General features: G+C 55.9%; 12 protein-coding genes and 1 tRNA gene. 6 read left to right on the forward strand and 7 right to left on the reverse strand.

What is annotated here, in order from left to right; all coding sequences use genetic code 11:
• Positions 1-1,644: 1,644 nt before the first annotated feature.
• Positions 1,645-1,914: a DUF6471 domain-containing protein gene (locus D3870_RS09960; RefSeq protein ID WP_119738729.1), complete on the reverse strand. Its 270-nt coding sequence runs from the start codon at positions 1,912-1,914 to the stop codon at positions 1,645-1,647.
• Between the two features lie 124 nt (positions 1,915-2,038).
• On the opposite strand from D3870_RS09960, the gene D3870_RS09965 reads away from it, so the two are divergent.
• Genes D3870_RS09965 through D3870_RS09975 form a run of 3 tightly spaced genes read left to right on the forward strand, consistent with a single transcriptional unit; the run spans position 2,039 to position 7,147 of the window.
• Complete coding sequence (locus tag D3870_RS09965; RefSeq protein ID WP_119741921.1) at positions 2,039-4,741, forward strand: Mu transposase C-terminal domain-containing protein; 2,703 nt, start codon at positions 2,039-2,041, stop codon at positions 4,739-4,741.
• A gap of 10 nt (positions 4,742-4,751) precedes the next feature.
• Positions 4,752-5,801: an AAA family ATPase gene (locus D3870_RS09970; RefSeq protein WP_119738731.1), complete on the forward strand. Its 1,050-nt coding sequence runs from the start codon at positions 4,752-4,754 to the stop codon at positions 5,799-5,801.
• Entirely contained in the window at positions 5,798-7,147 is a 1,350-nt protein-coding gene (locus tag D3870_RS09975) for a helix-turn-helix domain-containing protein (protein ID WP_119738733.1), read from the forward strand. The genes D3870_RS09970 and D3870_RS09975 overlap by 4 nt, the downstream gene beginning before the upstream one ends.
• 208 nt (positions 7,148-7,355) lie before the next feature.
• Here the strand turns inward: D3870_RS09975 and D3870_RS09980 are convergent.
• From D3870_RS09980 to D3870_RS10005, 6 genes are all read right to left on the reverse strand, one after another.
• Positions 7,356-7,443 (reverse strand) — tRNA-Ser (locus D3870_RS09980).
• A gap of 125 nt (positions 7,444-7,568) precedes the next feature.
• A complete protein-coding gene (hemW, locus tag D3870_RS09985) occupies positions 7,569-8,810 on the reverse strand; it encodes a radical SAM family heme chaperone HemW (protein ID WP_119738735.1) in 1,242 nt (413 codons plus the stop codon).
• On the reverse strand, positions 8,807-9,391 hold the full coding sequence (gene rdgB / locus D3870_RS09990; protein ID WP_119738736.1) for an RdgB/HAM1 family non-canonical purine NTP pyrophosphatase: 585 nt from the start codon (positions 9,389-9,391) through the stop codon (positions 8,807-8,809). Before rdgB ends, hemW begins: the two co-directional genes overlap by 4 nt.
• Before the next feature lie 49 nt (positions 9,392-9,440).
• A complete protein-coding gene (gene rph, locus D3870_RS09995; protein WP_119738738.1) occupies positions 9,441-10,175 on the reverse strand; it encodes a ribonuclease PH in 735 nt (244 codons plus the stop codon).
• An 11-nt stretch (positions 10,176-10,186) separates the two neighbouring features.
• The gene (locus D3870_RS10000) at positions 10,187-11,116 is read right to left on the reverse strand and encodes a PP2C family protein-serine/threonine phosphatase (RefSeq protein ID WP_119738740.1); all 930 of its coding nucleotides are present in this window, start codon (positions 11,114-11,116) and stop codon (positions 10,187-10,189) included.
• 13 nt (positions 11,117-11,129) lie between these two features.
• Positions 11,130-12,137 (reverse strand): serine/threonine protein kinase, encoded by a 1,008-nt coding sequence (locus tag D3870_RS10005; protein WP_119738742.1) that lies wholly within the window; start codon positions 12,135-12,137, stop codon positions 11,130-11,132.
• Positions 12,138-12,226: 89 nt separating this feature from the next.
• Here D3870_RS10005 and D3870_RS10010 point away from each other — a divergent pair, with 89 nt between their 5' ends.
• Genes D3870_RS10010 through rpoZ form a run of 3 tightly spaced genes read left to right on the forward strand, consistent with a single transcriptional unit; the run spans position 12,227 to position 14,038 of the window.
• On the forward strand, positions 12,227-13,126 hold the full coding sequence (locus D3870_RS10010; protein WP_119738744.1) for a YicC/YloC family endoribonuclease: 900 nt from the start codon (positions 12,227-12,229) through the stop codon (positions 13,124-13,126).
• A gap of 41 nt (positions 13,127-13,167) precedes the next feature.
• Positions 13,168-13,812: a guanylate kinase gene (gmk, locus tag D3870_RS10015; protein WP_119738746.1), complete on the forward strand. Its 645-nt coding sequence runs from the start codon at positions 13,168-13,170 to the stop codon at positions 13,810-13,812.
• A 22-nt stretch (positions 13,813-13,834) separates the two neighbouring features.
• Positions 13,835-14,038 carry a DNA-directed RNA polymerase subunit omega gene (gene rpoZ / locus D3870_RS10020; RefSeq protein WP_119738747.1) on the forward strand — a complete coding sequence of 68 codons (204 nt, stop codon included), beginning with the start codon at positions 13,835-13,837 and terminating at the stop codon, positions 14,036-14,038.
• Positions 14,039-14,063 lie beyond the last annotated feature (25 nt).

Genomic DNA, 14,063 nt, shown 5'->3' on the forward strand with positions numbered 1-14,063 from the left:
TTTCTGAACACACGCACGATTCCATCGCCGCCAAGCCGTCCCACATCAGGTGCATGCGAGAATAATATCCATCCATGGCTGCCATTGCCTGAACGAGAAATCTCCAAAGTCAGCATCATGTCTCAGTCATGCGTGAAGTGTGCGCTATACATCGATGCAAGGAGGGAGAGAACAACTTCCATCCTGCCGCTCCGTTGGACGCGCCGCAGGCACCAGCAACGGAGGGATAGCCGGACTGGGGGAAAGTTTTGAGAACCGGCAGAGGGTGGCGAAGCTAGCGCCCTCAAACGAACGGCTGGCGGGCGACGCGGCTCCGGCGGGCAGTATTGCTGATGGGCGAGTCCGAAGGCTTATCCTGAGTTATTCAGGAGGGCTGGGCTCAGCCCCACCAGCAGGCAGCCAAGCTAGTTTGGAAACGCAAACCAGCTTGGCTGAGCCTAGATGCAACGGGATAGGCATCCCAACTCCTCCAATATTGAAGCAAGGCAGTCGGCGCTCGTCTGTCAAGACATCCGAATCGAAATCCATCGACCAGCTTCGATTGGGGGCTGGGCCGCTAAGTGCTGAGACGCAACCCGCGCAGTCAAGCACGGTCTCGTAGGATATGCCGCTGCCGCGACAATGCGATGGATTTGGGAAATCGCTGCAAGATACACTACGCTGCTATCGGTTCCCTTACACTGGTCGCCATTTCCTGCGTTAACACAAGTGCTTGTTCGCGGTATTGCCGCCCTTTTTCCCATTGCGGGTGACTGGTTCTGTACGCCGGAATACCATTGGCCTTGAACGACCACAATGCCCTAGGCACAAGCCGTCGGCTGTCGGTAACACAAAAAAAACTCCTTGATTTCTTCGAAGCTGTCTGTACATCTGGTCGGGCTGCCTGACCATATGATTCAAACGGGGAATATTTGCGATTTGGCAGGGATTTATTGCTGTCATCGGCAATTCGGGACCGCCCAGCTTGAAAACCCCTCCACCATTGCCTACGGCATAGAGGCACGCCGGTGCAACGCCGGCACGTAGCACCACGATGAACCTTTATTCGTCTTGCTCGGTCGTGCCCCTATTTATGAGAGGTACGAACGCGGGAGCTGGCGATGAAAGAGGTCTGGCGTTTGCGTTGTAATACCATTTCGAATGGCGATTTCGTCTAATGGGGGAAGTATCCCCTTAAGGGAGTCAAGACTTACTGAAGTCCGAACCGCGGAACGCCCTGACTACTGAACGAGGATATGAAGAACCTCGTTTTCCATCGTCGATAGCTCGCCAGTTATCTCTTAAGTCTTGCGACGCAATCGGCCTCCCGATGTCCAGTAGTTACGATGCAATGAAAGGCGGACGTTTTCAGGCAGAAATGACGATATTATCGCTCCATTGCTTACAAGCAATCAAAATTAAGCATGATGTTGCTCATTCTTTAGCATCTTGCAATTTACATTGAAAAATAGATAATCTTTTCAAGCCGACTGGCTTCAAATTTGACACAGCAAGCTTACCTATCCTGCTTTCACGAAGGCAGGTGAGTTCTCCATTTAGTGAAGGGGTACGAATGGGGAAATCATGGATAAGCATGCACAAATTGAGCTGCGTCAACTTTCCTCTGCCAATGCAGAGCCGAGTCATTTATCTTTTTCAGTCCATCTAGTTCGTGCAGATAGGAAGAGCCGCGGTCCCCATAGCCTGAAAACAGGCCAGCATAAATGCGGCAGAGAAGCGCTTGCGATTGACCTTCCTGTTCAGCCTGTCCGGACTCTCGAAAATCCCCATTGCATCAAGTCGGCGCGAAAGCTCCTTGTAGCCGATTTTCCGCTGCTTCATTTCCTGTACCAACGCGTCCCTAGCCGCCTCTTCCCAGACGGTCCAAATCGCGGACTGCGGCCGGCCATCTACTTGTGTCGTTTTTTCTGTCATCGAGATGGTTCTAATGGCTTAAGCCTTGTCGCGACCAACAATTTCGGTCATATACGACTGAAATGGCATATTAGCGCAAATGCGCTTCCTATACGCCAGCTCAGGAATCTTTTGGAAATCGCTGATGCTGGATAAAACTCAACTCGTCGATTTGTTCGACCGTCTCGGAATGCCACGGGCTGGCCGCGACCTCGTTTTGAGAGCGCGGACCCATGCCCCGGTTCGAGACGTGAAATCGCGATGCGGCAATGTCATTACCTTATTGGCAAGCCGAAAAATGGGATGTGAAATCCGGACTGAAAGCCGCCACATCGAATTTGCTGCCGCGGTCGACAAGGAATATGACCCGAGCGTGCTCGAGTATTACGCGCAGCCCTGCGAGCTAAAGCTCGAACTGGTCGACTATGCGACTGGCGAGATTCGAAACATTCGCCATTTCCCCGACTTTTTGGATATCCGTGAGGACGGATTCACGCTGGAGGAGTGGAAAAGCAGCGATAAGCTGACCCGGCTCGCCGAAAAATACCCATACCGTTACGTGAAAGGAAACGACGGCTGCTGGCGTTCGCCGCAAATTGAGAAGCAACTGGCCGACATCGGCATCCGCTATCGCATCTGCACTGACGACGATATTCCCCGTCGCCGCGTCGAAAACCTCCTGCACCTGGCAGATTATTTTCATCCGGGTGCAGACCCCTGCCCCGAACATTTTCTAGCCCGCCTCAACGCTGCACTGCAAGAGCATGGCGCGATTTATTTTGCCGAGCTATGCGCTCGTCCTTATGACTTTTCAGCAGATGCGCTGTACAAGGCGGTTGCAGACAATCTGGTCGTTGCCGACCTGGACCGCGAGGCACTCACCAATCAACATCACGCTCGACTTTATCGAGATGTGACCCTGCGTGAATTCCTGGCCGGAGAAGTCCGACACGACGTAGTCCCCGGCCAAGAGAGGTTCGTGCAAAACATTGCGGTAGGAGCGCGATTTCAGTATGAATCGCAGGAACTGACCATCTCGCTGGTCGGGGAAAAAGAAGTCATCTGTACACAGCGCGGCGGCACAATCGTTACCTTAAGTCGTACCTGGCTGGAAGAAGCGTTTACAGCGGGACAAATCACGCCATTGACGGGACCTACTGCCCAGCAGCTCGATTTGACGCGTTACACAAAGGAAGAGCTCGATATAGCCTTGCGCCGGCATGCAATTCTGCAATCGCAGTCCACCCACGCTACTGTCAGCGAGCGTACGCAGCGACGGTGGCTCGCCAAACAGAACGCAGCCTTAGCCAATGGCGGCAATGAGGTCATCGCGCTCGTCCCTCGCACCAACGGACGAGGAAATCGCTCCGACCGCCTGAGCGACCAGCAAGAGCACCCTCTCAGCCACATCATTCAAACAAAATGGCGCAGCCATGAAGCGATTAATTACAAGGCTTGCTATCGTGAACTTCAGGCAGCCTGTACCACCGCAAACATCAAAGCGCCATCCTACCCAACGTTGATTGCGCGTATTAAGGCGGAAGAGACATCCCACGATTTGCGCATTCGACACGGCAAGCGCATGGCGTATCAGATGAGCGAGTTTGTCGATGTGCTGTATGTCGATACCCCTGTCCATGGCAGTCGCCCATTCCAGTATGTACACATCGACCATACACAGTTCGACATTGAACTGATTTCGAGCCGTACCGACAAGCCGCTGGGCCGCCCCTGGCTATCGTTCGCAGTAGACGCCTGGTCGCGCCGCATCGTCGCCTTTTACCTTACCTTCGACCCGCCGTCGTATCACTCGGTCATGATGGTCATGCGAGACATGGTCCGACGTTTCAAGCGGTTGCCGGAATTCGTTGTTGTCGACAATGGTCGTGACTTCATGTCGGCAACCTTTGAAACTTTTTTGCAGGTCATGGGCGTTCATCTTCGGTTTCGCCCCGCCGGCCAGCCACGGCACGGCGCCGTGCTGGAGAGGCTCTTCGGCCGCGTCCATACGGAATACATCCACAACCTTGCCGGCAACACCAAGGCAACAAAGAACGTTCGCATGGTCACAGGCAAGCATCTTCCGGTCAACTTCGCTGAATGGACGTTGGAGGCGCTTTACTTCGGCATCGAGCACTGGGCAACCGATTACTACGACCAAGAACGTCATCCTGCGCTCGACTGCAGTCCGCGAGACGCCTTTCTCCGCGGCCAGCGGGAGAGCGGCACCCGCGCGCACAAACAGGTTCTCTTTAACCAGGATTTTCTGATTGCGACCTGTCCTCCTGTTGACCGCGAAGGCGTCCGCCTCGTAAACAGGCAGCGCGGCGTCAAAGTGAACGGGTTGTTGTATTGGAGTCCCGAGTTTCGTGACCCGCGCGTTGCGGGACAACGCCTTCCAGTGCGCTATGACCCATGGGACGCATCTACTGTGTATGTGCGACTGAACAATAACTGGACGCATGCGCTTTGTCGGAACCTACTCGGCCTCGGGCAGCTGACCGAGCTTGAGCGTCGCGCACTGACCGAAGAATACACGCATCAAAGTGGTTTGCCGGTCGAAGACGAGCGTTCTTCTCAACGCTTGCGCGAGTTCATGCAGGTGTTTACGCCCGAGGGCGCTCTCGCCGCTGCCTTTGAACGTCAGCAGGAAAACAAGTCGCTGTACAACACATTGCAATTGGGCGCCATCTCGCAACCGGTCGCGCCATTCACCAAGTTTAGCCTCACCGAGGACACATCGAGAACCGTCAAATCGGCGGAAATCAGGCCATTGATATCGCAGTCAACCGGAACGCCATCAGAGGCAATGGCTCCGAACGCTTTACCCGATTTTGACGTCTTCTAAGGATTAATCCATGACCACAACGAACAGCCAATCGGCTGCACCACTTTCCGCACTGCCTGACTCGCCGGAAAAACTCAACCGCATGCGCATCAAGCACACGCGCATCGGCCAGATGATGGGAGAACTGGGAACGCTTATATACCCAGAGAGCCAAGATAGCATCCTGCTGGTCTGCGGGCCCTCGGGCGTCGGCAAAAGCACTCTTGCCCGGCACATGGTTGATAGCGCCCTGCAGGAGGCTGTCGCGCAAATGGACAAAAATGCGGGTCTGATTCCAGCCGTGTACGTGGAAGCGCCGGCATCAGGTGAAAGCGACTTCTCGTGGCGCCTTTTCTATCAGCGTATCTTGCACCAGCTTGAGGGAGACCTCAGCATGCCGAAGACGGCATATGGCATTGATGCTGAAACCGGGCGTTTGGTACGGCCGCGAGGCGCGACGGGAAACAGCTTGGCGGCATTGCGAACCGCCGTCGAGCGTGCTTTACGCACACGAGAAACACGATTTCTCGTCATCGATGAAGCTGCACACATCATCCGTCAGACACGGCGCAACCGCCTTGAAATCCAACTCGACACGTTGAAATCGTTGGCAAACGAGTGTGGCACCCAGATGGTTTTGGTCGGCTCGTATGACTTGTACCAATTGGTCTCGCTGTCAGGACAACTCGCTCGACGCACCCACGTCCTGCATTTCGAGCGCTACCGGCAGGACCGTGACGAGGACCTGCGAGCATTTCGCGCATGTGTTCAAAAATTTCAGGACGCACTGCCGAACTTGTGGGGACAGCAGTTGATGCAACATGCCGACGCTTTACTGGAAAACACCCTGGGCTGCATCGGCACCTTGAGCGCCGTACTGACACGTGCTGCAGTGCTTGCACAAAAGGATGGCGTCTGGTCGGTCGATGCCCTGCGCCGCGCTCTGTTGACCGAAGCGCAGCGTCATCAAATTCTTGAAGAAATTCTGGAGGGTGAAGCTGCCATCAATCCAGGACTTACTCGTACCATGCCGCACGTCTCAGGACATGGCAGCCGCCGTCAAGACCGGAGCGTCGCATGAATCAGCTGTCCGCCAATCCTCGCTCGCAGCTCCACGCGTTAACGCCGTATGGGCAAGGCACTCCTGAAATTGAAAGTCTAGTGAGCTACTTCTGCCGTCTGGCAGCTTCGCACAGCGTGTCAACTTTTACCTTGTCGAGAACGATTGCGAAGCATTTCCAGCATGAAGTGATTCCGAGTTTCGATTGGCACCATCGGCAAATTTCCGGCATTCGGGAATCAGCGCTGACCTGGTCAGCGGCATTGTCTGCGCTGACATCAGTTCAGGACTTGGATGGTTTGACCTTCCTGCCCTGGCGCGACGTGATTTCGCAGAATGGTTTGTCGATTGTCACACGCGGGCAGTTTTGCCCCGCATGCTTTGCCGAGGACGTGGCATCTGGGCGGTCCCCTTATTTCCGATTGGCGTGGGAATCCGCAGAAGTCTCTGTCTGCGCCAGACATGGTCAACCGCTGAGCCAACATTGCCCGGGATGCGGCAAGGACAATATTCGGCATGCTGCAGCATTTGTCGTACCGGGGTGGTGCACCCATTGTGGCGAGTTTCTCGGCAAGAAAGCGGAGGTGCCTTCACAGACCGTCATCGAGCCGGGTGCATTGTGGAGGGCACGGCAAGTGGGTGACTTGCTGGCAGCGCAAGCTTCGCTTTCCTCAGCGCCGAACCAAGAGGCACTGACAACGACTATCACGCAGCTTATTGCCGAGATGGACAATGGCCAAAGCGCCGCATTCGCCCGGCGTATCGGCATTGGCAAGAGCACTATCCATCACTGGCTCAAGACCGGCGGAACGCCAACACTTGAAATCAGTTTGAAGATTGCAGCGCAATGCGGGCTTAGCTTGAGGCATCTGCTTACCGGAGAGCTGAGCGGATGGCGGCCTCCTGCGAATAACGACCAGCTCGTGCTGACGCTTCCAAATCTAACTTCCGAGGTGCGACGTTCGCCTCGGACACTGGATTGGCAGCACGTTGAAGCGCAGCTCCACGCTTTCTTGGAGATGCCGACGCCGATTAGTGTTCTCGAGGCTGCGCGCCGACTCGATGTCGAGGCTCGTCAGCTTTATTTGCGGGCCAATCGGGTAACGCGGCAATTGGGAGAACGGTGGAAAGACTATGTCCGGCGGCGTCAGCAAGCATCTGTGGCCAACGCGTCGCCCTACCTCGAGGCAGCCTGTCTTGAAATTTGGGCTGAGGGAAAAGCAGTGACCCGTCGAGAGATTGCGGCACGAGTACCAGCGGAAATTCTGTCGCCAGTGGCGAACTTGCTCAATGTGCTCAAGGATGTCCACGCGTACTTGAGAAGCTCAGGAGAGGTCGCTGAAAGTACGGCTTCCGACTCCGACTAACCACTACTCTTTTTACTCCTGGAAACCGGCCCATCGTGGCCGGTTTTTTTCGCGCGGAATTTCTTTGTTACGTTGAAATAACGGGGTCTCGTAGCACAATTTCCCGATAAAGCAAAATGTGGCCTATCGAAAAATAAAGCATAAGCTGTCCAAGTGGCCACTTTATGCTTAACGGCACACTTAAGAAAATCAACAACTTATGTATTTATGGCGGAGACTGTGAGATTCGAACTCACGGACGGTTGCCCGTCGGCAGTTTTCAAGACTGCTGGTTTAAACCGCTCACCCAAGTCTCCATGATCTTTCGCGGAAGCTGTTGAAACAGCGGGAATGCATGCCCGATCTTCATTGCCCGACTTCCGGAGAGCGAATTATACCTAACTCGCCCTCTCTTGCTGCATGACCTTAGGCAAATCGGAAGCTATTCCGCCAAAAATATTTGCTGAAGGTCGTTCAGAAAGCGCGTTCCCAACTCCGTCGGCTTGATGATCTTGTGGTCCCGGTACAGCAGCCCTCTGCTTTCGGCCTCGATGAGTGGTTTTTCGATCGCATTGAGCGTCAGCCCGGTACGCTCGGCAAACTGGTTTACGTCAAAGCCCTCGTTCAGACGCAAGGCGTTGAGCATGAATTCGAAGCCAAGCTCGTCGCGCCCGATCTCGAATTCCTCCTGAATCGGATTTCCGCTTCTGGTATTTTCAAGATAAGCCTTCGGCTGCTTGTAGCGCATTTGTCGGACGATCCGATGCGGGAACGAGATCTTGGAATGCGCACCGGCACCAATCCCGAGATAGTCGCCGAACTGCCAGTAATTCAGGTTGTGCCGCGCCTGGCGTCCCGGCTGCGCATAAGCGGATACCTCGTAGTGCATGTAACCAGCAGCGGCAGCCTGCTGCTGGATCATGTCCTGCATTTCCGCGCTTGCATCATCGTCCGGCACGATCGGCGGATATTTTGCGAAGTAGGTATTCGGCTCGAGCGTCAAGTGGTACAGCGACAAGTGCGGCGGGGCAAAACCGATGGCGGTTGCGACATCCTGTTGCGCCTCCTCCAAGGTTTGCGAAGGCAGGGCATACATCAGATCGAGATTGAAGTTGTCGAAATTTGCCTGCGCAATCTCGACTGCGCGCCGCGCCTCGTCGCCATCGTGAATGCGGCCCAAGGCCTGCAAATGGCGCGGGCTGAAGCTCTGGATGCCGATCGACAGGCGATTGATGCCGCTGGCCCGATACGACTTGAATTTCTCCGCTTCGAAGGTGCCGGGATTGGCTTCCATCGTGATTTCTGCCGCGCCATCGAGCGGAAGCAAGGTGCGCACATCGGACAACAGCCTGTCGAGGCCTGCCGCCGACATCAGGCTGGGTGTACCGCCGCCGATGAAGATCGTGTAAATCTTCCGTCCCCAGATCAACGGCAGCGCATTTTCCAGATCGCTGCGCAAGGCATCCAGGTATTCCGCCTCCGGGAAGCCGTCCTTTACCTCATGCGAATTGAAATCGCAGTAAGGGCATTTGCGCACACACCATGGGAAATGGATGTACAGCGAAAGTGGCGGCAAGGCCGCAAGCTGGAGCGCTCCCGGCCGCAGGAATGCGGCGGCAGCCTGCGCCGGCGACGTCGCCTCGGCGATCTTGCTGCCCGCTGTCACGGGCTTGATGGGAATCATCGTAATTTCTCAACCAACACACGCAACGCCTGCCCGCGATGCGACAGGCGGTTCTTCTCTTCCGCAGACAATTCCGCCGCCGTCTTGCCGAGCGATGGCAGCCAGAAATAAGGATCGTAGCCAAAGCCACCCTGCCCGCGTGCTTCGGCGATGATTTCACCATCCCAGCGGCCGTCCGCGATCACCGGCTGCGGGTCGTCCGCATGCCGGACGAAGACGAGCACACAGTAATAGTAGGCCGATTTGTCCGCCTGCGCGGCGAGATCGGCGATCAGTTTCTGGTTATTGCGCGCATCCGATTTCGGCTCGCCCGCATAGCGCGCGGACAAGACACCGGGCGCGCCGCCCAGCGCGTTGGCACACACGCCGGAGTCGTCCGCCAGCGCGGGCAAGCCTGTCAATCGGGCCGCATGGCGGGCTTTTTCGAGCGCATTTTCAACGAATGTGAGATGCGGCTCTTCGGCCTCGCTCACGTTGAAGTCGCCCTGCGGACGCAGGTCGAAGCCGATAGGTGCCAGCAACTGGCTGAATTCCTTCAGCTTGCCGACATTGTTTGAAGCAAGAACGATGGTACGGGTCATGACAATTTACCGGGTGCAGTGAATGCATCGGCCTGGAACGGGGGTAAATCTACCGAGTCAGGCCGAGGGCCTTTTTCTGCAGCGTGACGATTTCGAAGATGCCTTGCTGCGCAAGGTCCAGCAGCCGGTCCATCGTGGCACGATCGAAAGCCTCGCCTTCGGCGGTTCCCTGCACTTCGACGAAATGTCCGGCATCGGTCATCACGACATTCATGTCGGTGTCGCAGTCGGAATCTTCCAGATAATCGAGGTCAAGCACCGGCGTGCCGCGATAGACGCCGACGGATATTGCCGCAACGAAGTGCTTCGCCGGAACCGCAGCAATCACCTTGCTCTCGACCAGCTCGGAAAATGCATCATAAGCAGCCACCATCGCGCCGGTAATGGCCGCAGTGCGCGTACCGCCATCGGCCTGGATCACGTCGCAATCCAGATGCAGCGTGCGCTCGCCGAATGCCTCCAGATCGAACGCTGCGCGCAGCGAACGCCCGATCAGGCGTTGAATCTCCTGCGTACGTCCGGACTGCTTTCCCTTGGCCGCTTCGCGATCCATGCGTGTGTGTGTCGAGCGCGGCAGCATGCCGTACTCGGCAGTCAGCCAGCCCTGGCCCATACCTTTCAGGAAGCCGGGTACTTTTTCTTCGATGCTTGCGGTGCAAATGACCCGCGTATCGCCAAACTCGACCAGCACCGAGCCTTCGGCATGTTTGGTGTAGTTGCGTGTCAGGCGAATGGAACGCAATGCGTCAGCGGCACGTCCGCTGGGACGGTTTTGATTTGACATGAATGGATCTGCTATTTGGAAGTCAGGCGGGACGATTTCTCGATCGCGCCGCGAATTTCTTCGATCGCTTTCTCGATCTCGGAGTCGTTGAATGCATCGGCCTGCTCAAGATCGGCATGGCGTGGCGCCTGAATCGTCGTCGTTACGCTGCCCAAGGGCAAGGTATGCGTCGTGATCGTGCTGTTGGCGTCCTGCACACTGTGGGCGTTGTCCCACATCAGTGCAAGTGCAGTGACATTGTCGCTGTTTTTTCCGGCAATGCCGGTTGCGGTTGCAAGCAATTCCGGCACGGCACGCACCACCGTGTTGTTCTGCAGTTGTTGCGCAAGTACATGATCGGGCAGGACCGCCCACAAGCCATCGGAACACAGCAGAATCACATCACCCGCCTGCAAGCTGGCACGGCGCGACAGCTCCACGATCGGCATGTTCGGCGCGCCGAGGCAATTGAACAACTTGTTGCGATCGGGATGCGTATCGCGTTCGGAAGGGTCCACCTTGCCTTGCGCAATCAGTGTCTCGATTCGCGAGTGGTCGCGAGTACGCGCAAGAATCTGGCCTTGGCGCATCCAGTACAGACGCGAATCGCCACAATGCGCCCAGTACGCACTGTTATGCTGAATCAGGCAGGCAACGATGGTAGTACGCGGTGTCTCGGGCAGGTTATTGATCGCGCGATAGCGGTGGATTTCGCGATGAGCGGCAAAGAAACTGTCTTCGAGAAACCGCTCCGGTTTCTTCACATACGGATTGGCATTCTGTTGAAACAAGGATCCGATTGTCTGCATGGCAATCGTTGCTGCCATCTCGCCTTGAATATGGCCACCCATGCCGTCAGCCAAGAGCAGCAACAGCGCATCGCGGGTAAAGCTGTACCCCATGCGGTCCTGATTGGTCTTGCGGCCACCGATATGACTTTCTTGATAAACAGAGAATCGCATGAGCAGTAATGAGTTAGCGTGTATTGTCCTGGATGGTGGTACGTACGTTTGCCGAGTCTTTTCCGATATTGCTGAACAAATTCTTCAATTTGGCAGAGACTTTTTCCAGCAGATTCGCTTCCTTCTTTGGCGGTACAGGTTCGCGCAACGCCTTCTGCAATGCAAACACGCTCTGCGGGCGCTCCAGCGGATCAATCCGCAGCGCCCAGCGAATCACCTGGATCAGCTCGCGCGAATACATGCTTTCCAGCTTGCGGTAGTGCTCCTCCATCTTGTCGTTGACCTTGCGCTGATCCGCCGGTTGCGGCGGCGCGCCGACCATGCAGGCGAACATCGATGCGCCGATGCTGTAGATATCGGTCCACGGCCCGAGATTGCCATTCTTGACATACAACTCGGGCGGCGCGAATCCCGGTGTATACATCGGATACAGCTTCGGCATATCGCTCTTGAGCGTCTGTCGCGCCGCGCCAAAATCCAGCAGGATCGGCGTGCCGTCCATGCGCAGGTAGATATTGGCGGGCTTGAGATCGAGATGCAGCAGCTTGTTGGTATGCACCTCGCGCAGACCGTTCATCACCTGATTGAACATTTTCCGGATGAAGCGTTCCGACACGAGAGGACGCTCGCCTTTGTCGCGGCGGCGCAAAATATGGTCCTGCAACGAACGTCCCGATTCGTACGCCATCACCATGTACACGGTGTCATTGGCGCGGAAGAAGTTGACGACGCTGACCACGTTCGGATGAGAGATGCGCGCCAGCGCGCGCCCCTCTTCAAAGAAACATTTCAGGCCGATGCGGAATACCGGGAGGTTGTCGGCTGAAATCGCCGGCATCAATTCGCCGGGCTGCCGCAAGGCCAGTGAACTGGGAAGATATTCCTTGATCGCGACGGCGTTGCCATCTTCATCGTATGCCAGATAGACAATACTGAACCCGCCGGACGCAATCTTCTTTACAATGCGGTATCCGGCAATTTCGAGTCCATCAGGCAACGGAGCGTTGTTTTGCGCGGCCATAGTTTCCTAAGTGAGTTCACTTGCGATTGTGTTGATAATTCCCTGCTTTGTAAAGAAGAAACCTGAGGCATATCTTGACTATAGCCAGCATGACCGGATACTCGGTCACCTCACGCGAAACCACTGCCGGAACGTTGACAATCGAGCTCAAGAGCGTCAATTCCCGCTTTCTGGATTTGCAATTTCGCATCAATGACGAACTGCGCGCCGCCGAACCTGCATTGCGCGAAGCAATCATGGGACGGGCATCGCGCGGCAAGGTCGAATGCCGCCTGAGCTTCGGGCGCAAGGCGGCCAGCGGCAGCACGCAAGCATTGAATATGACACTGCTTGCCACTTTGACCCGGCTTCAGGAAGACGTCCGCAGGCAGTTCAAGGATGCAGCAGCGATGTCGGTCAATGAATTGTTGCGGTGGCCGGGGATGCTCGAAGAAACCGAGATCACGCAGGAGACCCTGCAAGCCGACATTCTGGCGCTTGCTGCGACTGCGCTCGATGCCTTTGTCGAATCGCGCACGCGCGAAGGCGCAGCGTTGCAGGCGATGCTACTGGCTCGGGTCGATGATATGGAAGCGATTGTCACGCGCATCACACCGCTCGTGCCACAAGCCATTTCCCAGTTCCAGCAAAAAGCGATCGAGCGCTTGCAGGAAGCGCTGGGGCTGGTGTTGCAGAATGGCGCATCCGCCTCGCCTGTCGTTTCCCGCGAAGAAGCACTGGAGCGCATCCGCCAGGAAGTGACCATGTACGGCATCCGGATCGATGTCGCCGAGGAACTCTCGCGCCTATCGGCCCATTTGTCGGAAACACGCCATATCCTGAAGAAAGGCGGACAAGTCGGCAAACGCCTCGATTTCATGATGCAGGAATTGAATCGCGAAGCCAACACGATTGGCTCCAAGGCTGCGGTAAAGGAATTGGCGGATGCCTCGATGACGATGAAGCTCCTGATTGAGCAGATGCGCGAACAAGTCCAGAATCTGGAATAGATTCGTATCCCGATTGTCACGTTTCATCATTGAGAATATCTATGTCCGACGCCAAATCCTCCTCCGGCAGCCTGTTCATGGTCGTTGCGCCGTCAGGTGCCGGAAAATCCACGCTGGTCAACGCGCTGCTGGCGCAGGAACCCGCCATCAAGCTGTCGATCTCCTATACGACGCGGACGCCTCGGCCGAAGGAGCAGCACGGCTGCGAATACTATTTCACCTCGGTTGAGGATTTTCTTGTCCGACGCGAATCCGGGGAATTTTTGGAATCCGCCGAAGTCCACGGTAATTACTACGGCACATCCCGGTTGCTGATTGCGGAGCAGATGAACGCCGGTACCGACGTGCTGCTCGAAATCGATTGGCAAGGCGCGCAGCAAGTCAAAAAGCAGTTTCCGCACGCGGTCGGCATCTTCATCCTGCCGCCGTCGATCGATGCGCTGGAAGAGCGGCTGAACAAGCGCGGACAGGATGAACCGCATGTCATTACGCGCCGGATTCTGGCTGCCGGCAGCGAGATTGCGCACGCCTCCGAGTTCGAATATGTTATTATTAATCAAGAGTTTGCAACCGCTTTGTCCGAATTGACGGCAATCGTCAAAGCAACCCGTTGCCGGTTTGTGCAACAGGCTGCGCGCAACACATCCCTTTTTGCCCAACTGGGCATTCATGCCAATTTAAGCTGATACCGCATTTACAGGAGCAAACATGGCCCGCATTACCATCGAAGATTGCCTGAAGCAAATCCCGAACCGTTTTCAACTCACATTGGCAGCGACCTATCGCGCCCGCCAATTGTTGCAAGGACACACACCGAAAGTTGAAGCAAAGGACAAGCCGACGGTTGTTGCCTTGCGTGAAATCGCGGCGGGCAAGGTCGGTATGGAAATGTTGAAGAAGGTACCAAGCTAACCTCCTCAAATGCAATGCGGCTGAT

This window comes from Noviherbaspirillum cavernae, assembly GCF_003590875.1.
GTDB lineage: Bacteria > Pseudomonadota > Gammaproteobacteria > Burkholderiales > Burkholderiaceae_D > Noviherbaspirillum > Noviherbaspirillum cavernae.

Bases quoted from the DNA above. Each gene is read 5' to 3' on its own strand.
- D3870_RS09970 (WP_119738731.1), top strand. From the start codon at position 4,752: ATGACCACAACGAACAGCCAATCGGCTGCACCACTTTCCGCACTGCCT.
- D3870_RS09975 (WP_119738733.1), top strand. From the start codon at position 5,798: ATGAATCAGCTGTCCGCCAATCCTCGCTCGCAGCTCCACGCGTTAACG.
- D3870_RS09965 (WP_119741921.1), top strand. From the start codon at position 2,039: ATGCTGGATAAAACTCAACTCGTCGATTTGTTCGACCGTCTCGGAATG.
- D3870_RS10000 (WP_119738740.1), bottom strand. From the start codon at position 11,116: ATGCGATTCTCTGTTTATCAAGAAAGTCATATCGGTGGCCGCAAGACC.
- D3870_RS10005 (WP_119738742.1), bottom strand. From the start codon at position 12,137: ATGGCCGCGCAAAACAACGCTCCGTTGCCTGATGGACTCGAAATTGCC.
- gmk (WP_119738746.1), top strand. From the start codon at position 13,168: ATGTCCGACGCCAAATCCTCCTCCGGCAGCCTGTTCATGGTCGTTGCG.
- rpoZ (WP_119738747.1), top strand. From the start codon at position 13,835: ATGGCCCGCATTACCATCGAAGATTGCCTGAAGCAAATCCCGAACCGT.
- hemW (WP_119738735.1), bottom strand. From the start codon at position 8,810: ATGATTCCCATCAAGCCCGTGACAGCGGGCAGCAAGATCGCCGAGGCG.
- rph (WP_119738738.1), bottom strand. From the start codon at position 10,175: ATGTCAAATCAAAACCGTCCCAGCGGACGTGCCGCTGACGCATTGCGT.
- rdgB (WP_119738736.1), bottom strand. From the start codon at position 9,391: ATGACCCGTACCATCGTTCTTGCTTCAAACAATGTCGGCAAGCTGAAG.
- D3870_RS10010 (WP_119738744.1), top strand. From the start codon at position 12,227: ATGACCGGATACTCGGTCACCTCACGCGAAACCACTGCCGGAACGTTG.
- D3870_RS09960 (WP_119738729.1), bottom strand. From the start codon at position 1,914: ATGACAGAAAAAACGACACAAGTAGATGGCCGGCCGCAGTCCGCGATT.